General features: G+C 67.9%; 19 protein-coding genes and 2 pseudogenes. 14 read left to right on the top strand and 7 right to left on the bottom strand.

The window, feature by feature from the left end; all coding sequences use genetic code 11:
- The 7 genes and pseudogenes from ACSAMQ_RS03540 to ACSAMQ_RS03510 all read right to left on the bottom strand — a co-directional run.
- Window positions 1–573: lytic transglycosylase domain-containing protein (locus tag ACSAMQ_RS03540; RefSeq protein WP_435394316.1), on the bottom strand; the 573-nt coding region annotated here is incomplete at its 3' end.
- Window positions 574–754: 181 nt separating this feature from the next.
- On the bottom strand, window positions 755–1792 hold the full coding sequence (virB11, locus tag ACSAMQ_RS03535) for a P-type DNA transfer ATPase VirB11 (RefSeq protein WP_435394307.1): 1038 nt from the start codon (window positions 1790–1792) through the stop codon (window positions 755–757).
- A 26-nt stretch (window positions 1793–1818) separates the two neighbouring features.
- A complete protein-coding gene (locus tag ACSAMQ_RS03530; protein WP_435394306.1) occupies window positions 1819–3048 on the bottom strand; it encodes a TrbI/VirB10 family protein in 1230 nt (409 codons plus the stop codon).
- The gene (locus tag ACSAMQ_RS03525; RefSeq protein ID WP_435394305.1) at window positions 3045–3812 is read right to left on the bottom strand and encodes a TrbG/VirB9 family P-type conjugative transfer protein; all 768 of its coding nucleotides are present in this window, start codon (window positions 3810–3812) and stop codon (window positions 3045–3047) included. The genes ACSAMQ_RS03530 and ACSAMQ_RS03525 overlap by 4 nt, the downstream gene beginning before the upstream one ends.
- Window positions 3809–4825 (bottom strand): virB8 family protein, encoded by a 1017-nt coding sequence (locus tag ACSAMQ_RS03520; protein WP_435394304.1) that lies wholly within the window; start codon window positions 4823–4825, stop codon window positions 3809–3811. The genes ACSAMQ_RS03525 and ACSAMQ_RS03520 overlap by 4 nt, the downstream gene beginning before the upstream one ends.
- 279 nt (window positions 4826–5104) lie before the next feature.
- Window positions 5105–5467, bottom strand: a pseudogene (locus ACSAMQ_RS03515) (hypothetical protein); the annotation flags it as partial.
- Window positions 5468–5882: 415 nt separating this feature from the next.
- Window positions 5883–7031: a pyridoxal phosphate-dependent aminotransferase gene (locus ACSAMQ_RS03510; protein ID WP_435394303.1), complete on the bottom strand. Its 1149-nt coding sequence runs from the start codon at window positions 7029–7031 to the stop codon at window positions 5883–5885.
- Between the two features lie 175 nt (window positions 7032–7206).
- On the opposite strand from ACSAMQ_RS03510, the gene ACSAMQ_RS03505 reads away from it, so the two are divergent.
- The 14 genes and pseudogenes from ACSAMQ_RS03505 to ACSAMQ_RS03440 all read left to right on the top strand — a co-directional run bounded on the left by ACSAMQ_RS03505 (window position 7207) and on the right by ACSAMQ_RS03440 (window position 18159).
- On the top strand, window positions 7207–7680 hold the full coding sequence (locus ACSAMQ_RS03505) for a DUF3293 domain-containing protein (RefSeq protein WP_435394302.1): 474 nt from the start codon (window positions 7207–7209) through the stop codon (window positions 7678–7680).
- A gap of 145 nt (window positions 7681–7825) precedes the next feature.
- The gene (gene ccmA / locus ACSAMQ_RS03500; RefSeq protein ID WP_435394301.1) at window positions 7826–8470 is read left to right on the top strand and encodes a heme ABC exporter ATP-binding protein CcmA; all 645 of its coding nucleotides are present in this window, start codon (window positions 7826–7828) and stop codon (window positions 8468–8470) included.
- Entirely contained in the window at window positions 8467–9183 is a 717-nt protein-coding gene (gene ccmB / locus ACSAMQ_RS03495) for a heme exporter protein CcmB (protein ID WP_435394300.1), read from the top strand. The genes ccmA and ccmB overlap by 4 nt, the downstream gene beginning before the upstream one ends.
- Window positions 9184–9278: 95 nt before the next feature.
- Window positions 9279–10058 (top strand): heme ABC transporter permease CcmC, encoded by a 780-nt coding sequence (ccmC, locus tag ACSAMQ_RS03490; RefSeq protein WP_435394299.1) that lies wholly within the window; start codon window positions 9279–9281, stop codon window positions 10056–10058.
- On the top strand, window positions 10058–10222 hold the full coding sequence (ccmD, locus tag ACSAMQ_RS03485) for a heme exporter protein CcmD (protein WP_435394298.1): 165 nt from the start codon (window positions 10058–10060) through the stop codon (window positions 10220–10222). Before ccmC ends, ccmD begins: the two co-directional genes overlap by 1 nt.
- Window positions 10219–10686, top strand: a complete 468-nt coding sequence (gene ccmE / locus ACSAMQ_RS03480) for a cytochrome c maturation protein CcmE (RefSeq protein WP_031370728.1) — start codon at window positions 10219–10221, stop codon at window positions 10684–10686. Before ccmD ends, ccmE begins: the two co-directional genes overlap by 4 nt.
- Before the next feature lie 231 nt (window positions 10687–10917).
- Window positions 10918–12822 (top strand): annotated as a pseudogene (locus ACSAMQ_RS03475) (heme lyase CcmF/NrfE family subunit); the annotation flags it as partial.
- Between the two features lie 149 nt (window positions 12823–12971).
- Entirely contained in the window at window positions 12972–13538 is a 567-nt protein-coding gene (locus tag ACSAMQ_RS03470) for a DsbE family thiol:disulfide interchange protein (protein WP_435394297.1), read from the top strand.
- Between the two features lie 152 nt (window positions 13539–13690).
- Entirely contained in the window at window positions 13691–14137 is a 447-nt protein-coding gene (locus ACSAMQ_RS03465; RefSeq protein ID WP_435394315.1) for a cytochrome c-type biogenesis protein, read from the top strand.
- A 26-nt stretch (window positions 14138–14163) separates the two neighbouring features.
- Window positions 14164–15174 (top strand): tetratricopeptide repeat protein, encoded by a 1011-nt coding sequence (locus ACSAMQ_RS03460; protein WP_435394314.1) that lies wholly within the window; start codon window positions 14164–14166, stop codon window positions 15172–15174.
- Window positions 15175–15428: 254 nt separating this feature from the next.
- On the top strand, window positions 15429–16571 hold the full coding sequence (gene metX, locus ACSAMQ_RS03455; RefSeq protein ID WP_435394296.1) for a homoserine O-acetyltransferase MetX: 1143 nt from the start codon (window positions 15429–15431) through the stop codon (window positions 16569–16571).
- Window positions 16572–16592: 21 nt separating this feature from the next.
- The gene (locus tag ACSAMQ_RS03450; RefSeq protein ID WP_435394295.1) at window positions 16593–17189 is read left to right on the top strand and encodes a cysteine dioxygenase; all 597 of its coding nucleotides are present in this window, start codon (window positions 16593–16595) and stop codon (window positions 17187–17189) included.
- A gap of 189 nt (window positions 17190–17378) precedes the next feature.
- A complete protein-coding gene (locus tag ACSAMQ_RS03445) occupies window positions 17379–17831 on the top strand; it encodes a DUF2214 family protein (RefSeq protein WP_435394294.1) in 453 nt (150 codons plus the stop codon).
- Between the two features lie 106 nt (window positions 17832–17937).
- Entirely contained in the window at window positions 17938–18159 is a 222-nt protein-coding gene (locus ACSAMQ_RS03440; RefSeq protein ID WP_435394293.1) for a hypothetical protein, read from the top strand.
- The last annotated feature ends 100 nt before the right edge of the window (window positions 18160–18259 follow it).

The following is an 18259-nucleotide window of genomic DNA, read 5'->3' as shown; positions in this document are numbered from 1 at the left end:
GGCGGCGGCCAGGCGCTGCGGGCCGGACTGGCGGCCCGGGGCGTAGACCGGCTTGGCGGCCGCCACGGCACTGGCCTTGGTTTCGGCGGGCTCGGCGCGCGGCGACTTGCCGATCACCGCGATGGCTTGACCGTCGGAAGCGTCGCTCGCGGCCCGGTTGATCGAGGCGTAGATCTTCTGCACGTAGCCGTGCCGGAACCCGGTGACGAAGTTGCCCGAGTAGTAGCAGCTGAACGACTTGCCCCAATCGTTGTTGGAGCGGCTGTAGCACTCGGCCAGGATGCGCGAACCGGCCTGGAGGTTCGGGCAGGTCTCGAAGGCTTTCTCGTAGGAGTCCAGGCCGTACTTGCCCAGGTTGTAGCGGTTGACCTGGGCGACGCCGAGCGAAAAGTTGTAGCCGCGGCGCTCGAGCATGCGCACGGTGGCGATCGCTTCGGGGAGATTCTTGGGCTGGCGCACGAGGCGGCCGCCCACGACGCCGATGGCGTAGGGATTAAAGGACGACTCCACGCGCACGACGTGGTGCATCACTTCATGTGGAACTGCCAAGCCCGGGCAGTTCATCAGCTCAATTCCGGGCAACATTCCTTGATTCCCCCCTGCCGACCTTGGCGCCGACCCCCTGTGAACAGACCGATATGAATGGGTTGCTAGCAGTTGGAGCGACGCCGCAATGATTCATGTTGGAGCCAGGATTGTCAATCGCAATGCACACTTACGTCACTTTTTCACGAATTTCGCGAACGTCCGACACCTATTCAGCGTGCGTGCGTTCCGGATTGAAATCGATACCCGTGATATAGCGCTGCCCGGCGTGGGCCTTGATGTGCACGACGATGTCGATGGTCATCATCAACAAGCGCTTGATGACCGCGAACTCCAATCCCGAACCTTCGTTCGAAGCCTTCACCATCAACGCCAGCTGATCCCAGGTCTGGGTGATGCTGCCGGCGTGGCAGCTGGTGATCGATCCCGGGTGACCCGAGGCGCAGTTACGAATGAAGTAGAACGATTCGTCGCCACGCAACTCGGCCAGGATGATCCGGTCGGGCTTCATACGCAGGCAGGCTTCCATGCAACTCTTGGCCGTGACGTTGCTCGTGCTTTGTCCACCTTTTGAGTAGAGCAAGTGCACCACATTCGGCTGCTCGATGAAGAGCTCGCGCGCGTCCTCGATCGTCACCAGCCGTTCGTAGGCCGGGATGTGGTTGACGAGCGACTTCATGAAAGTGGTCTTGCCACTGCCGGTGGCGCCGGCGACGACGACATTCTTCTTGTATTGCACGGCCTTCTTGAAGAATTCGGCGTAATTCCTCGACGCGCGCAGCTCGAGCAGCTCGCGGTCGTGCTCGCTGAGCACGTGCGTCTGCTCGACGACCTGGGCGAAGAAGCCGTCCTCCTCGTACTGCTGCAGGGTCTTGCTGTGCTTGGACGGCAACCGGATCGTGATCGAGACCTTGCCGGCGTCGCAGGCCGGCGGGATCACGAACTGGGCGCGCTGGCCGGTCGGGAACGTCAACGAGACCACCGGGTCGGCATCGGTGATGCGCTGGCCTGTGTTGCTCTCGTTGACGACCGCGGTACAGAACTGCCGGGCCCGTTCGAACGTCAGGCCCGGCACTTCGATCCGGTTCCAGCCCGACCGGGTCTCCAGATAGAGCTCCCCCGGCCGGTTGATACAGATTTCCGTCACATCCGGCGAGCTCATGTACTCGTGGATGCCCAGCACCTGGTACTGGTACTCCAGGAACGCGTTGGATACCTGGGCGATCGGTGAATTGTCCGTATCCATTTCTCAACCAACCACTGTTGTCGATATCACCTGAGGACCGACGAGAAGTCGACGTCCTTGGCGACATAAACGTTCACGATCGTGCCCTGATTGATGGTCACGGTCGGCGGCCGGTTGATGCTCTTGTCCAGAGCCTGGTTGGCCAGACGCTCCATGGCGCGAGCGGTGTTGCTCTCGTAGGGCTCCTGAACCGCCAAGCCGCCGTTAGTGATGGTGGTGCTCTCCGGGCCGTTCTTGGCCGCGGCGTACTTGAACGCGTCGCTGATCAGGCTGATCAGCAGCGCCGAGGCGATGCGGCTGCCCCAGTGCGCGTTGAAGTCGCCGGGGTGGCCGGCGCCGCCGAGGTTGTCGACGCCCGGGCTGGCCATGTTGACGTCGATGCCGTTCGGCGTGGTGATGCGATCCCAGATGACCGACACGCGCGGGCCGTTGATGTTGTCGCTCTGGTAGCGGCCGGAGATCTTGGAGCCCTTCGGCAGCAGCAGGCGACGGCCGTTGATCGAGTAGGTCGGCTCGGTGACGACGCAGGAGGTGAAGCCCGGCAGATCGGTGATGATCCGGGTTTCCATCACGCAGCGGATGTACGTACCGCGCACCAGCAAGGTGTCGGGGTTGTAGATCGGCTGGGCGAAGGCGACTTCCTTCGGCGGCTCGACGGCGACGGCCTTGTTCGGGTTCATCCGGGCTTCGGCGGCGGCCAACTGGGCAGCGAGTCGGTCCTCGGCGTTATAACCGCCGCCGCCACCGCCGCCGCTCTGCCCTGCCATTTCACCCATCCGGCGCTCCATCAAGCTCGGCCCGCGCGGACCGGCTTCGACCTGCTCCTGCGGCTGCTGGTTCATTTGCGGCTGCGGCGGCGGCATCGGCTCGGCCATCGGCAACGGCGGCATCTCCGCCATCGGTTCCGGCGGCGGCAGCTGCGCTTCGATCGGCTTGGGCAGCGCCGGGATGCTGACCTCTTCTTCCTTGACCTTTTTAGCGTCTTCGTCGCCGGAGGTCGCGCTGTTGAACATCCACAGCGCGGCGATGATCAGCAGCAGCACGATGCCGCCGAGGAACAGCAGCGCCTTGCGGTTGAGCTTCTGCGCTTCGGAGGACTTCAGGGTCGGGGTGCTGGCGTCCAGGTCCGGCGCGGGGCCGGAGGCCTGCTGACCGTAATAGGGATTGGCACCGGCGTAACCGTAGTTGCCTTCTTGCGGCGTGCCCTGGTCGTCCTCGGGGCGGCCAGGCGGGTTGGGCGGCATGTTCTGGCTCATTTCTGCTTCTTCCTGCGCAGACCGACGACGTTGTTGCCGTGCCGGATGATCAAGTAGGGATAGGTGCCGTGGACCACGATCGTGTTGTTCTCGACCGTGGTGTTGACCACGAAATCCTCGCCGCCTTCGCGTTCGCGGCCGAACACGGCGGGGAAATTGCCGGTCGGCAGGCTCTTCAGTCCACTGATCTTGATGTAGGTGAACTGGCCGTCGTCGTAGACGTTGGTCGGCACCAGCCAGGACGGCTTCTTGCGGGTCGAATATTGGTAGTCGAAGTTGTAGACGCGGTTCTTGTCGAGCGTCGTGTTCAACTCCGGAACCGGTTCGGCCTTGGTTTCCTGGGCGCTGGAAAACTCGGTGCCGTTCGGATACACGAACTTGATCTTGTACTGCACGCCGGCCTGCTTGGCCTGTTCGAGCACGCGCCAGTCGGTGGCGACGACCTTCAACTCGAAGATGTACGAGTGGGTGCTCGTACGGATCATCATGTTGGTGTCGACGTCGACGTTCTTGGGCTTGATGTAGAAGACGTTGTCGCGCCGGCTCAGATCCCAGCCGGTGCTGAAGCCGGTGCTGTAGTCGAGGATGTTCTCGCTCGGGCTCAGCTCGATCTGGGTGGTGATGCCCAGACCAGTACGCACCGGATAGATGCGGTTGGCTTCGTATTCGTATTCCTGGATAACCTGGGCCGTGGCAGGTAGCGCGAGGCCGGATACCGCCAGAAACAGCAGGGCGGCCAAGCGGTGTTTACGCAGGCAGTTCATCGGTTGCTGACTCCATTCGCATTGCCAGTCGGTGCAGGTGCGGGTGCCGCCGGCGTCATTGCCGGATTGGCGGCGGGATTGGGGGGAACGGGCGCGCCGGGCTGGCCGGGCTGAGCCGGTGCCGTCGGCGGATAGCCGGGGGCGGCGCCGGGAGCGGCCGGTGCCGCGCCGGGATAACCGGGCGCCGGCGCGACGGTGCCGTCGGGCATCAACTGGCCCTGCTGCGGCGCGGCGCCCGGTGCGGCGGTCTGCGGCGTGGTCGGGTACTCGCTCTGGATCGGCGGCGAAGCGGCGTAGTCGTTGTCGACGCGGTAACCGGTGACCTGGAAGCCCAGGGGATTGAGCACGCGATTGCGCTCGTCCATCTTGAGGTTCGACTTGTACAGGTACTCGATCGTGGCGATCTTGCTGTCCAGCGGCTCGGACGCGCCCGAGGTCTTGTTCAGCACGCTGCGCTGGAAGCGCACCGTGGCGACCTTCGCCTTCGGGCCGGTGTTCTGCTCGCCGTTGAGCTGGATGCTGAGGATCTTGACCCGGACCGTCTTCTCCTTGCCGAAGATCTTGATCGGGTTGTTCGGGTTGGTGGGGCCGAACAGCTGCGAGTAGCCGCTGGTGACGTGCGGGGCCGCCATCGCGAACACCGTGCTCCAGTCGCGCTCGCCGATCTGCGAGGCATCGTAGGACTCGCGGGCCATCACGAAGTGCGAGATGTTCGCCTTGTTGATCGCTTCGCTGGTGGCGATGCTGGGATTGACGAAGTCGTCGCGCAGGCGGGCCACGGTCGAGGTACCGGTGTAGGCATCGGCCATGACCAGGTACGGCACCTTCTCCTTGAGCGGCAGGAAGTAGAAGTAGCCGCCGGCCAGGATCAGCGACATCACCAACGAGGCGGACGCCACCATCCAGGCGCGGCGTTCGCTGCGTCGCGCGATGTCGGCGACGGTGACCTCGTAGTTGGCCGCCTTGGCGACGGCGTTCTCGATCTGCGGAGTTACGGGCTTTTTTCCGAACATCTTATGTCGCATCCATAACTATGGAATCGTTGCCGGCGACCGCGCGTGCTCGCGCACGCAGATCGCCTGGACGGGTCGGCGTTAGCCGTTCGATGGTTAAGGCGTCGGAACCGGGGCTTGCGCGACCGCTGTCGTCGAGACCGACGAGGGCGCTGCGTCGTCCGCGGAGGGCGATGCGGCCGGGGCCGGTTCGTCCTTGGATTTGACCTGGTGCTTGGCTTTCGGCTCGGGTTCCGGCAACGCGGCCGCGGGACCCGGCGCCGGCGCGGCGACGGCCGAGCGCACCACGATCTTGTCGCCTTCGCGGGCGATCACCACGCCCTGCGCGGCGTACGCCGAATTGAGCTGGGTGACCGCGTCCGGCAGGCTGGTGGTGTGGATCAGCGACACCGCCTGATGCAGGGTAAAGTCCGAATAGTGCTGGTAATCCAGGGTCATATTCGAATCGGCGGCCCAGCGGGTCAGCATGTTCTTCAACGTGCCGTCCATCGGCGACGGATAGAACACGTAGGACTGGTGCAGCGGAATTTCGCTGGGCGCTTCGGAATACCGGTTGACCGGCTTCCAGCGGCCGCCGAAATCCGGCGCGGGTCGAGTGGCGCAGCCTGCCAGCGCAATCGCCAGCAAAATCGCGACCCACAAACGAGGGCTGGTTGCAGTTGTATGTCTCACGCTTTCCCCGGCTTTATTGATTGAACTGACGCACGAAAAATCGCCGCTGAGGCCGCCAGCCACGCCTGGACTCGCCAGCGCGTCGCGACTGGCCCCGCCGCGGTCATTGTTGGTAACGGATTAGACGGACCGAAGCCGGCCAAAATGAGACGGCGGACACCTTTACAGCGGCAGTGCGTAACACGCCTGCCCTTTCTGCACCGGGTCGCGAAAGTAAGGCCGCGCGAGACGCGCGACGCGTAATCATCGTTCTGTCCATGAACTCCCCTGCTGCACGGTTAAACCGTTGAACGTGCGTCTGACGACACTCGTAGACGAAGATTAGACCGAAGTCAAAGCTTTGGGCAAGTGGTTCGACGAAAAAAGTGCAATCTAGAGTTGCGACTCAAAGTCCGGCCAGGCGTTCGATGGCCGCGTCCAGGGTCGCTTCGTTCTTGGCGAAGCACAGGCGCGCCAGTCGTTGGCCGGCCGGCGGCGATTCGTAGAACGGCGACAGCGGAATCGCCGCGACGCCCTTCTCGACGGTCAGCCAGCGGCAGAAGGCGGCGTCATCGAGGTCGCTGATCGCCGAGTAGTCGACCAGCTGGAAATAGCCGCCGGGCACCGGCAGCGGCTTGAGCCGCGTGGTCGACAGTTGCTCGCGAAACCGATCGCGCTTGGCCTGGTAGAACTCGCCGAGGCCTTCGTAGTGCCCGGGCTCGGCCTCGATCATCTCCGCGAACGCCCACTGCGCCGGGGCGAAGCTGCAGAAGCTGTTGTACTGATGGACCTTGCGCAATTCGGCCGAGAGCGCCGGCGGCGCGATGCAGTAGCCGATCTTCCAGCCGGTGCAGTGGTAGGTCTTGCCGAAGCTCGACACCACGAAGGCGCGCTCGCGCAACTCGGGGTAACGCAGGATCGATTCGTGGCGGCGTCCGTCGAACACGATGTGTTCGTACACCTCGTCCGAGAGCAGCCAGAGCTCGTGCTCGCGCAGCAGCTCGGTCAGGCGCGCGATGTCGTTCGCGTCGAACATCGCCCCGGACGGGTTGTGCGGCGAGTTGATCATCAACAGCCGGGTCCTGGGGGTGACCGCGGCACGCACCCGATCCCAGTCGACGGCGAAGGTCTGCGGGTCCAGCGGAACGTGCACGGCGCGGCCGCCGGCCAGGTCGATCGCCGGCTCGTAGCTGTCGTAGCACGGGTCGAGCACGATCACTTCCTCGCCGGGGCGGACCACGGCCTGGACTGCGTCGAAGATCGCCTCGCTGGCGCCGGACACCACGGTGATCTCGCTGTCGGCATCGGGCCGGTGGCCGTAGCAGCGCTCGGTCTTGGCGGCGATGGCCTGGCGCAGGGCCGGGATGCCGGTCATCGGCGCGTACTGGTTCTTGCCGTCCTTCATCGCCCGCGCCAGCGATTCGACCAGGCGCGCCGGCACCTCGAAGTCGGGAAAGCCCTGGCCCAGATTGACCGCCTGGTGCTCGAGGGCGAGCTGCGACATCACGGTGAAGATGGTGGTGCCTACTTTCGGCAGCTTGGTTTCGAGCGTCATGGGCCGGGACGGATCGCGTACGGGACATCGAGTGTAACGGCGCGGTGTTGCAGGCGGTTAGATCGCATCCGGCGGCAAGCCGTCCGGCTCGACATACCGATATGCATCCGGCCCATTGGACAGCCGCCGATCAACGGGCATTGCACTGCCCGCCCGGGGTCGGGACACTGGCGCCATGCGCGAACTACAAGTCGTCGATGCAGCCGAGCTGGCGGTCGCCTACGCCGCGGCGGACTATGCGGTGGCCCTGGACGGAGACGCGCTGCCCCTGCGGGTCGGCCGCCCGGCCCGGGACCTCGAAGCCTACTGGCCGGCGACACACTATATGTTCGTGACCGCCTGGAACCCGGCCTCCGAACCGCATTCCGACAGCGCCAACCGCGCCGCCGACGAGCGCCTGGTGGCGCGCCTGGATGCGGCCGGGGCGCAGCGCCACGCCGCCTGGGCCGAGGACACCGCCGGCGAATGGCGCGAGCCGGGCTGGCTGCTGGCCGATCTCGACGAGAACATCGCCTACGCCCTGGCACGCGACTTCGGCCAGGCCGGAGTGCTGGCCTGGCGCCGCGGCGAGCCGGTGCGCCTGCGCATGCTGATCGCCCGCCCGGCCAATGCCGAGCGCTCGGAATTCACCGACTGGCTCGGCGATTGAGCCCGTCCCGATCCAGGCCGCGCGGGCCGGCGCGGCCGCGGTCGCCCTCGCGCTCGCCCTCGCGCTTGCCCTCGATCGCGGGATCGGCGGCGGACTCGCATAAAATGCGCGCTTCGCGACCCGACCGGGCGCCCGCACCCGACCGATGACCTCACCCGAACGTACCGCCCCGCCGCTGTTGCAAGCCCGCGGACTGCGCTTTGCGCGCAACGACGAACCCGTGTTCGGGCCGCTCGACTTCGCCGTCGACGCCGGCGAGGCCTTGCTCGTGCAGGGAGACAACGGCGCCGGCAAGACCACCTTGTTGCGGGTGCTGGCCGGCCTGTTGCGCGCCGACGGCGGCGAGATCGACCTGGACGGCGAGCCGTCCGACCCGGCGCGGCGCGCCCGCGCGATCGCCTACCTCGGCCATCTGCCCGGGCTCAAGGCCGACCTGAGCGCGATGGAAAACCTCGACTTCCTGTGCGGCCTGCAGGGGCGCCGGCGCAGCCAGCTGCCCGAGAACGCCCTGGCCATCGTCGGCCTGGCCGGCTACGAGGACGCCCTCGCCCGCCAGCTTTCGGCCGGCCAGAAGAAACGCCTGTCGCTGGCCCGCCTGTGGATGGCGCCGGCGCCGCTATGGCTGCTCGACGAGCCCTACGCCAACCTCGACCTGGAAGGCATCGAGCTGGTCAATCGCATGGTCCAGGCTCACCTGCGCGAGGGCGGCGCCGCCCTGGTGACCACCCACGGCGCCTACGCCGCGCCGCCGGTGCGCACGCGCATGCTGGTCATGGAGAAGGCGGCATGAGCGCGCGCCAACGCAACCCGAGCCTGGCCGCCGCCACGCCCGGCCTGATCGGCTCGGCCCGCGCGCTGATGGCGCGCGACCTGCGCCTGCTCTGGCGCCGTCGCGGCGACGCCCTGCAGCCGGCGCTGTTCGCGGTGCTGGTGGTGATGTTGTTCGCGCTGGCCCTGGGCGGCGAAAAGCAGGCCCTGGCGAACGTGTCCGGCGCGGTGCTGTGGCTGTCGGCGCTGCTGGCCGGCCTGCTCGCCCTGGACACCCTGTTCCGCGGCGACGCCGAGGACGGCTCGCTGGAGCAATGGATGCTGGCGCCGGTGCCGCTGGGCTGGCTGGTCGCGGTGCGTACCTTCATGCACTGGGCCACCACCGCCCTGCCGCTGCTGGTCGCGACCCCGTTCCTCGGCGAGCTGCTGTACCTGCCGCGCGAGCAATTGCCGGTGCTGCTGGCCTCGCTGGCGCTGGGCACGCCGCTGCTGAGTCTGCTCGGCGCGGTGGTGGCCGCGCTGACGGTCGGGATGCGGCGCTCTGGTATCCTGGTGGCCTTGTTGGCGCTGCCGCTGTACGTTCCGGTGCTGGTGTTCGGGGCGGGCAGCGTGGCTCGCTCGGCCCAGGGACTGGACCCGGTTGGCGCGTTGCTGTTGCTGGCCGCCGGCCTGGTGGTCGCCCTGTTGCTGGCGCCGCTCGCGGCCGCCGCGGCGATCCGCATCGCATTGAACTGATCGCAACCAACAGACCTGCGCGGCCGTCGTCCGGCCGCGTCCCACCGCTCCAGGCCGCTCGCGACCCAGACACCCAGACCTCGACGAACCACTGAATGAATCCCCTCGTCCGCTGGTTCCACACACTCGGCTCGCCGCCCTACTTCGACCGCTTCGCCGCGCGCTGGGCGCCGTGGGGCTACGGCCTGGGCCTGCTGGTCATGGCCTGGGGCCTGTACTCGGCCCTGTTCCTGGTGCCGGCCGACTACCAGCAGAAGGACAGTTTCCGCATCCTCTATATCCACGTGCCCAGCGCCTGGATGAGCATGGCGGTGTTCGCGCTGATGGCGGTCTATGCCGCGATCGCCCTGGTCTGGCGGATCAAGCTGTGCGAGATCCTGGCGATGGCCTGCGCGCCGATCGGCGCCGGCTTCACCCTCATCACCCTGGCGACCGGTTCGATCTGGGGCAAGCCGATGTGGGGCACCTGGTGGGACTGGGACCCGCGCCTGACCACCGAGCTGATCCTGCTGTTCCTGTATCTGGGCGTGATCGGCCTGTACAACGCCATCGACGACCGCCGCGCCGCCGCGCGCGCCGCCGGCCTGCTGGCGATCGTCGGCGTGGCCTTGCTGCCGGTGATCCGCTACTCGGTGGTGTGGTGGAATTCGCTGCACCAGGGCCAGACCATCAGCCTGCTCGGCAAGTCGAGCATGGACCCGAGCATGATGGCGCCGCTGATCTGGATGATCGTCGGCACCAAGCTGTGGTTCCTCGGCGCGCTGCTGACGCGCGCCCGCGCCGACAACCTGCGCCGCGAACAGGGCAAGGCCTGGGTCGCCGCCCTCGCCGGCGCCGGCGCCGGCGCCGGCGCCGGCAACGAGGGTAGCCGCTAATGGAATACCGGGAATACATCATCGCCGCGTATGCGGTCTTCGCCATCGTGCTGGGCTGGGAGTTCGTCGCCGGCCGGCTGCAGATCCGCCGCGAGTTGCGCCTGGCGCGCGCGCGCGCGGCCCGCAGCGCAGCGCGCAGCCAAACCAGTGAGTTGAGCCGATGAATCCCACTCGCCGTCGCCGCCTGCTGTGGGTGGTCGGGCTGGTCGCCGCCGCCGGCGCCGCGACCGCCCTGGTCGCCACCGCCTTGCAGCGCAATGTCGCCTATCTGTACACGCCGAGCGAAATCCTGCGCGGCGAAGCCAGCGAACGCGCGCGCTTCCGCCTCGGCGGCATGGTCGCGGCCGGTTCGTTCAAGCGCACCCAGGGCACTCTGGACTCGCAGTTCCGCGTCACCGACGGCGACGCCGAGCTGGCGGTCGCCTACACCGGCATCCTGCCCGACCTGTTCCGCGAGAAGCAGGCGGTGGTCGCGACCGGCCGCATGCAGGGCGACACCTTCGTCGCCGAGGAGATCCTCGCCAAGCACGACGAGACCTACATGCCGAAGGAAGTCGCCGACAAGATGGGCGCCGCGCACAAGAAGCACGACGTCGCCGCTCCCGGCGGCGCGGAGCCGGCGCGTTGATCGCAGTGACCGCGGCGGTGGCGAGAGCGAATCCCCCTTGCCTGGCGTTTTCGAAGGGCGCAACGGCATGGATGGGTCATGCATCGCCGGATGAATTGCGCATCGTCGCCAAAGGCATAGCGGCATTGCCCGCTTCAACGCGTCCCGCTTGCCGTCCCCGTTTGTCCGAAGCGGACCGAGGGGGGCTTGCCTTCGCTTCCAGTTCGCCCTCCACCTTCGCAGGCGATGCCCATGCTGCCTGAACTCGGCCAGATCGCGCTGATCCTCGCCCTGCTGATCTCCATCGTTCAGGCCGGCCTGCCGATGCTCGGCGCGCATCGTGGCATCGCCCCGTGGATGGCGGTCGCGCGACCGGCGGCCTACGCGCAGCTGATCTTGGTCGGCTTCGCCTTCCTGATCCTGACCGAGGCCTTCGTCACTCAGGACTTCTCGCTGCGCTACGTCGCCGAGAACAGCAATTCGCTGCTGCCGATGGCGTACCGCTACTCGGCGGTGTGGGGCGCGCACGAAGGCTCCCTGCTGCTGTGGGCGCTGGTGCTGGCGCTGTGGACCGCTGCGGTCGCGCGCTTCTCCAGGGCGCTGCCGCCGCAGGTGATCGCGCGCGTGCTCGCGGTCATGGGCGTGATCAGCGTCGGCTTCCTGTCCTTCCTGATCTTCACCAGCAATCCGTTCGCGCGCCTGCTGCCGGCGGTCGCCGAGGGCCGCGACCTCAACCCGCTGCTGCAGGACCCGGGCCTGATCATCCATCCGCCGATGCTGTACATCGGCTACGTCGGCTTCTCGGTGCCGTTCGCCTTCGCCATCGCCGCCTTGCTCGACGGCAAGGTCGATGCGCGCTGGCTGCGCTGGACCCGGCCTTGGACCAACATCGCCTGGGCCTTCCTCACCCTCGGCATCGCCCTGGGCTCGTGGTGGGCGTATTACGAACTCGGCTGGGGCGGCTGGTGGTTCTGGGACCCGGTCGAGAACGCCAGCTTCATGCCCTGGCTCGCCGGCGCCGCGCTGCTGCATTCGCAGGCGGTCACCGAAAAGCGCGGCAGCTTCCGCGGCTGGACTCTGTTGCTCGCGATCGCCGCGTTCTCGCTGTCGCTGCTCGGCACCTTCCTGGTCCGCTCCGGCGTGCTGACCAGCGTGCACGCCTTCGCCGCCGACCCATCGCGCGGCCTGTTCGTGCTGATCTTCCTCGGCATCGTCATCGGCGGCTCGCTGCTGCTGTACGCCTTGCGCGTGCCGTCCGGCGACGACAACGGCGGCAAGCCGTTCGAACTCAGCTCGCGCGAGACCTTGCTGCTCGCCAACAATCTGCTGCTCGCCACCGCCTGCGCGATGGTCCTGCTCGGCACCTTGTATCCCTTGCTGGCCGATGCGCTCGAGCTCGGCAAGATTTCGGTGGGGCCGCCGTACTTCTCGCTGATGTTCCTGCTGCTGATGGCGCCGCTGGTGTTGCTGCTGCCGTTCGGCCCCCTGTTCCGCTGGCAGCGCGAGCAGCCCTCGCGTCCCTTGGCGATGCTGGTGCCCTGGGCCGGCCTCGCCCTCGGCGCGGCCATCGCCGCGTATTTCCTCGCCCCGCAGGGGCCGTGGAAGGTCGCCGCCGGCGTCGGCGGCGCGGTCTGGGTCGCGGCCGGCACTTTGCGCTTCGTGTGGACGCGCGTGCGCGGCAACGGCACCCGCTACACCGCCGAGATGCTCGGCATGACCCTGGCCCACCTCGGCGTCGCCGTGTTCCTGGTCGGCGCCCTGCTGGTCGAAGGCCTCAGCGTCCAGCGCGAAGTCGCGCTGGCGCCGGGCAAGAGCCTGGACCTCGGCCGCTACCAGTTCCGCTTCGACAGCGTCTCCCACCGCGTCGGGCCCAACTACGAAGCCGACTACGGCACCGTCACCGTGTTCGACGGCGACGAGGTGCTCGCAGTCATGCATCCGGAAAAGCGCGCCTACGCCAGCGGCGGCCAGGTCATGACCGAAGCGGCGATCGAGCGCGGCATCACCCGCGATCTGTATGTCGCCCTCGGCGAATCGCTCGGCGACGGCGCCTGGGCGGTGCGCGTGCACATCAAACCGTTCGTGCGCTGGGTCTGGCTGGGCGCGCTGCTGATGATGCTCGGCGGTTTCGTCGCCGCGGCCGACCGGCGGTTCCGGGTCAAGGCCGATAATCGCGAGGCCGACAGTCGCGAGGCCGGTGCGCGAGCGGTCGACGTGCGCGAGCCCGGCGGACGTTCGCCCGGGCCGCAGCCGGCGGCGGGCACCGTGGCGGCCACGGTCGCAGGATCCATTGCAGGAGAACAGGCATGAATACCCCCACCCCGCGCGGCAACAACAGCCGCTGGTTGCCCTTGGCGGTATTCGCTGCGTTGGCCGTGCTGCTCGCCGCCGGCGTCTGGCTAAGCCGCAAGCCGAACCGCGAGGCACTGCCGTCGCCGTTGATCGGCAAGCCGGCGCCGGCGTTCTCGCTGCCGGTGCTGCACGAAGCCGGCCGCCTGCTCTCGTCCGACGACCTGCGCGGAGCGCCCTACCTGCTGAACGTCTGGGGCAGCTGGTGCCCGGCCTGCCGCGACGAGCACCCGGTGCTGACCCGGTTCGCCGAAACCAAGCGCGTGCGGGTGATCGGCTTCAACTGGAAAGACGAACACGCCGACGCGCTGCGCTGGCTGGAGCAGTTCGGCAATCCGTACTGGGTCGTGGTCACCGACTACGAAGGCAAGTCGGCGATCGACTGGGGCATCTACGGCGCCCCGGAAACCTTCCTGGTCGACGGGCGCGGCATCGTGCGCTGGAAGTTCGTCGGCCCGCTGACCGACGCGACCATCCGCGACGAGCTGCTGCCGAAGCTGGCGGAAGTCGAGAAGGCGCGATGAGCGGCCGCGGCAAGAGCGCATCCCTCCCCCCCTCCTTCGAAGGGGCGGCCAGCTCGGGTTCGTTGGCTGCATCGACCGCATCCGATAGCCTCTCTCCTTTGAAAAAAACGCGCCCGGGGGGATTTGCCGTCCTCGCCCGATCGCTGCGCCGAATCACGAGCCGCGTCGCGTTCGCGTTGCTGCTGACCCTCTCCATCGCCGCGCCGCTCACCGCGCAGCCGGCCAACGACCCGGTGCCGCTGAGCTTCAACGACAGCGGCGAGGAGCGGCGTTTCCACGCCCTCGTCGCCGAGCTGCGCTGCGTGATGTGCCAGAACCAGTCGCTGGCCGATTCCAACGCCCAGATCGCCCACGATCTGCGCCGCGAAGTGCTGGATCTCATGCGCCAGGGCAAGGACGACGCCGAAATCAAGCAGTTCCTGGTCGCGCGTTATGGCGAGTTCGTGCTGTACCGGCCGCAGGTCGACTCCAAGACCTGGTTGCTGTGGTTCGGCCCGGCCCTGCTGCTGGCGGTGGGCGGCTTCGTGGTGGCGCGCATCGTGCGCCAGCGCAGCGCGGCGTCGACGCCCGCGCCGAACGACGACGAGCAAGAGTGGTGACGGCCGTGGCGATGGGCTCGACCTCGATGACGATGTTCGCGATCGCCGGCGCGACCCTGGTGGTGTTCGCGCTCGGGTTCGCCCTGTATCCGCTGTGGCGCTCGCGGCCGTGGCTCGGCGCCGGCGTCGGCCTGGCGCTGGCGGCGGTGACCGCGGCGCTGTACCTCGCGATCGGCACGCCGGCCGCGCTCAATCCGCAGCAGGTCAAGGCGCCGCAGACCCTGGCCGAGGCGGTGACTCAACTCGAAGTCGAACTGGACCGCGACCCCAACCAGATCGAGGGCTGGCGCCTGCTCGCCAGCGCCTACACCGCCCAAGGCCTGCACGAAAAAGCCCGCGATGCCTACGCGCGCGCGGTCAAGCTCGCCCCCGACAACCCCGACCTGCTCGCCGAGGCCGCCGAGGCGCGCGCGCTGGCGACGCCCGACCGGCGTTTCGACGCCGAAGCGGTGGCGATGCTGCAGCACGCCCTGAAGCAACAGCCGATGCATCAGCGTGCGCGCTGGTTCCTCGGCATCGCCCAACGCCAGGCCGAGCAGCCGGCCGAAGCGGCCAAGACCTGGGAACCGTTGCTCGCCGTGGTCGATCCGCGCACCGCCGCGAGCCTGCTCGAGCAGATCAACGGCGCGCGCCTGGAAGCCGGGCTGGAACCGATGCAGCCGCCGGCGCCGGCCCAGGCCGCCGCCGCGGGGCCCGGCCTCACCGTCAAGGTCAGCCTGGCGCCGGCGCTGGCGGCGAAATTGCCGGCCAATGCCAGCGTGTTCGTGCTCGCCCGCCAGACCAGCGGTGCGCCGATGCCGGTCGCGGTCGAGAAACTCGCGGCCAAGGACTTCCCGATCGAAGTCCGGCTCGACGACGGCGACAGCCCGATGCCGACCATGAAACTGTCCCAGCTCGCGCAGGTGCAGGTGCTCGCCCGCGTTTCGGCCTCCGGCAACGCGATCCCGCAGCCCGGCGACTTCGCCTCCGCGCCGGCCACCGCGCGCGTGGCCGGCAACGGCACGGTCGAGATCTTGATCGATCGCGTGGTCGAATGAGCGCGGCCGGGTCGGTCCCGCCGATCCGCAGCGGTTCGTCCACGTGCGAAACGCGGCCTGTGGCGCGATCGGAACGAGCGCATGACCGCACAAGCGATGCTGCGGCGACGCACGCCGAAACTATGCTTTAGGCTGCACGGCGACCGGCGCGGGCGAACGGAACAGGCGAGTCTCGCCGACCTCCGCAGCCCGCTCGGTGTTTCCCCTCCGACCCCATGGACACCGGCCCCCGGCCGGCCAGACGAGCGCAAGGCATGACCGAATTCATACCGCCCGGCACCCGCCACATCGACCTGCCCTCGCCGTTTCCGATGAAGCGCGGCGGCGCGCTGCACGGCGCCCGCATCGCCTACGAAACCTGGGGCGAGCTCAACGCCGCGCGCGACAACGCCATCCTGATCGTCACCGGTCTGTCGCCCGACGCGCACGCTGCGGCCAATGCCGGCAATCCGGAACCGGGCTGGTGGGAGGCGATGCTCGGCCCGGGCAAGCCGATCGACAGCGATGGCTGGTTCGTGGTCTGCGTGAACTCGCTCGGCAGCTGCAAGGGCTCGACCGGTCCGGCGTCGGTCGATCCGGTCACCGGCGAGCTGTACCGCCTCGAATTCCCCGAGCTGTCGATCGAAGACGGCGCCGATGCCGCCGCCCACGTGGTGCGCGCGCTCGGCATCGAGCGCCTGGCCTGCGTGATCGGCAATTCGATGGGCGGCATGACCGCACTGGCCTTGCTGATCCGCCACCCGGGCCTGGCGCGCAACCACATCAACATCTCCGGCGCGGCCCGCGCGCTGCCGTTCTCGATCGCGATCCGCTCGCTGCAACGCGAAGCGATCCGGCTGGACCCGCAGTGGAACCAGGGCCGCTACGACGACGCCCATTACCCCGAATCGGGCATGCGCATGGCGCGCAAGCTCGGCGTCATCACCTATCGCTCGGCGCTGGAATGGGACGGCCGCTTCGGCCGCGTGCGTCTGGACTCCGACCGCGCCGACGACGAGCCGTTCGGGCTCGAGTTCGAGGTCGAGAGCTACCTGGAAGGCCACGCGCGCCGCTTCGTGCGCCGCTTCGACCCCAACTGCTATCTGTACCTGAGCCGGTCGATGGATTGGTTCGACCTGGGCGATTATTGCGGCCAGACCCTCGCCGACAATGATGAACAGGTGCGCCTCGGCCTAGCCGCGATCCGGGTCGAGAAGGCCCTGGCGATCGGCGTCCAGACCGACATCCTGTTCCCGCTGCAGCAACAGCAGGAGATCGCCGACGGCCTGCGCGCCGGCGGCGCCGATGCGCGCTTCCTGCCGCTGGAATCGCCGCAGGGCCACGACGCCTTCCTGGTCGACATCGGCCGGTTCGGGCCGGCCGTGGCCGGATTCCTCGCCGAGCTGCGGGGACGCTAGGACAGACGTAGAATGGACCGCATGAACGCCACCGACGCCCTGCCCGACCTCGACTTCCCCGGCCACGACAAGCTGGTCGCCGCCATCGACGACGCCGTCGCCTGCGGCGACGAGCACGCGGTCACCGCGGCCTTGCGCAACACCTTGTGCAAGATGATCCGCGACCGCGACGTGCACCTGCCCGAATGCGTGTTCGATCCGATCGACGATCACTACGCCCGGCGCGAGATCTACCGCAGCCCGCAGCTCGGTTACAGCGTCGTGGCGATGACCTGGGGGCCAGGCCAGGGCACGCCGATGCACGACCACAGCGGCCTGTGGTGCGTCGAAGGCGTGTGGGACGGCGAACTCGAAATCACCCAGTTCGAACTGCTCGAACGCAACGGCGAAAACTTCCGCTTCCGCGCCGCCGGCGGCATGCATGCCGGCCCCGGCAGCGCCGGCAGCCTGATCCCGCCGCACGAATACCACACCATCCGCAACGCCAGTAACGACTCGGTCGCCGTGTCCCTGCACATCTACAAGGCGCCGATGGAAGCCTGCTCGATGTTCGAGCCGCGCGACGGCGAGTGGTTCCGTCGCGTCGACAAGTCGCTGGAAACCGACGAAGCGGCCTGAGCCGCCCGGCGCCGCCGCGCGCGGCGGCGCATATCGCATCGCGGGCATCGGCCCGATGACCGGCGCGCAGGCATGCCATCGCGACGCCGCATGGCATCCGGCTTATGACCCGTGCCGGCGCGGCCGACAAGGCGTAGCATCCGCGAGTTCGCTGCTTGCCCTCTCTCAGCCGCCGCCGGAGACCAGACGATGCTGACCGACCTGTTGCTTGCCGCTACCCACCACTTGCTGGTGTTCGCCCTGGTGTCGATGCTCGTCGCCGAATCGATCCTGTTGCGCGGCCCCATCGAGGGCGGCGTACTGCAGCGCCTGGCCCGGCTCGACGCCGGCTACGGCGGCTGCGCCGGCTTGTTGCTGCTGATCGGCCTGGGCCGCGTGTGGTATGGCATGAAGGGCCACGATTTCTACCTGCACAACCCCTGGTTCCACGCCAAGCTCGGCGCCTACGTCCTGGTCGGCCTGCTGTCGATCCTGCCCACCGTGCGCTTCCTGCGCTGGCGCAAGGCCCTCTCGCTCAACCCGGGCTACCTGCCGGACGCCGGCGAAGTCGCGAAGATGCGCGGCCTGGTACGTTTCGAACTGGTGCTGATCGCCGCGATCTTCGTCCTAGCCGCGTCGATGGCGCGCTACGGCGGCTTCTGAGCCGTCTGCGTTCGCAGCAGTCGCGCGGAGGCTCCGGCCCCGATTCCTTCCGATCGCCGATCGTTGCAGACCGTCTAGAAACACCGAGGACGACAAGGAGGCGAGCATGGCCTGGAAACTCATCGGATCTATGGTGTTGCTAGCGATGGTCGCCGTCGGGTCGTACCAGTCGGGCCGGTTCAGCCGCGAAGCAGAAATCAGGGCGCTACGCGTCCAGAACGACACCCGGAAAGAACGCGCCGATCGACTGGACCGTCTGAACCAGGTCTTGATGCAACCGTGCGAGAAGCACGCCCGGGCCGCCTCGGGCATGCTGGAGTCGAAGTAAGCCAGTCCACGGTAGTGAAGCCCGATCCGACACGCCAGCCTGGCGCCGAGGGCAAGCTCATGCCACCGACATCGGCAACACCCGCGATGGACGGATCGAC

This window comes from Lysobacter sp. 1R34A, assembly GCF_051217035.1.
Classification (GTDB): domain Bacteria; phylum Pseudomonadota; class Gammaproteobacteria; order Xanthomonadales; family Xanthomonadaceae; genus Lysobacter.
The sequence above is the reverse complement of the archived record's forward strand: the minus strand, read 5'-3'. Positions and strand labels throughout refer to the sequence as shown.

Excerpts from the sequence above, each read along its gene's own strand:
- ACSAMQ_RS03445 (WP_435394294.1), top strand. The coding sequence starts at position 17,379 with ATGCTGACCGACCTGTTGCTTGCCGCTACCCACCACTTGCTGGTGTTC.
- ACSAMQ_RS03450 (WP_435394295.1), top strand. The coding sequence starts at position 16,593 with ATGAACGCCACCGACGCCCTGCCCGACCTCGACTTCCCCGGCCACGAC.
- ACSAMQ_RS03470 (WP_435394297.1), top strand. The coding sequence starts at position 12,972 with ATGAATACCCCCACCCCGCGCGGCAACAACAGCCGCTGGTTGCCCTTG.
- virB11 (WP_435394307.1), bottom strand. The coding sequence starts at position 1,792 with ATGGATACGGACAATTCACCGATCGCCCAGGTATCCAACGCGTTCCTG.
- ACSAMQ_RS03440 (WP_435394293.1), top strand. The coding sequence starts at position 17,938 with ATGGCCTGGAAACTCATCGGATCTATGGTGTTGCTAGCGATGGTCGCC.
- ccmB (WP_435394300.1), top strand. The coding sequence starts at position 8,467 with ATGAGCGCGCGCCAACGCAACCCGAGCCTGGCCGCCGCCACGCCCGGC.
- ccmE (WP_031370728.1), top strand. The coding sequence starts at position 10,219 with ATGAATCCCACTCGCCGTCGCCGCCTGCTGTGGGTGGTCGGGCTGGTC.
- ccmD (WP_435394298.1), top strand. The coding sequence starts at position 10,058 with ATGGAATACCGGGAATACATCATCGCCGCGTATGCGGTCTTCGCCATC.
- ACSAMQ_RS03505 (WP_435394302.1), top strand. The coding sequence starts at position 7,207 with ATGCGCGAACTACAAGTCGTCGATGCAGCCGAGCTGGCGGTCGCCTAC.
- ACSAMQ_RS03460 (WP_435394314.1), top strand. The coding sequence starts at position 14,164 with ATGACGATGTTCGCGATCGCCGGCGCGACCCTGGTGGTGTTCGCGCTC.
- metX (WP_435394296.1), top strand. The coding sequence starts at position 15,429 with ATGACCGAATTCATACCGCCCGGCACCCGCCACATCGACCTGCCCTCG.
- ACSAMQ_RS03530 (WP_435394306.1), bottom strand. The coding sequence starts at position 3,048 with ATGAGCCAGAACATGCCGCCCAACCCGCCTGGCCGCCCCGAGGACGAC.
- ACSAMQ_RS03510 (WP_435394303.1), bottom strand. The coding sequence starts at position 7,031 with ATGACGCTCGAAACCAAGCTGCCGAAAGTAGGCACCACCATCTTCACC.
- ccmA (WP_435394301.1), top strand. The coding sequence starts at position 7,826 with ATGACCTCACCCGAACGTACCGCCCCGCCGCTGTTGCAAGCCCGCGGA.
- ccmC (WP_435394299.1), top strand. The coding sequence starts at position 9,279 with ATGAATCCCCTCGTCCGCTGGTTCCACACACTCGGCTCGCCGCCCTAC.
- ACSAMQ_RS03520 (WP_435394304.1), bottom strand. The coding sequence starts at position 4,825 with ATGTTCGGAAAAAAGCCCGTAACTCCGCAGATCGAGAACGCCGTCGCC.
- ACSAMQ_RS03525 (WP_435394305.1), bottom strand. The coding sequence starts at position 3,812 with ATGAACTGCCTGCGTAAACACCGCTTGGCCGCCCTGCTGTTTCTGGCG.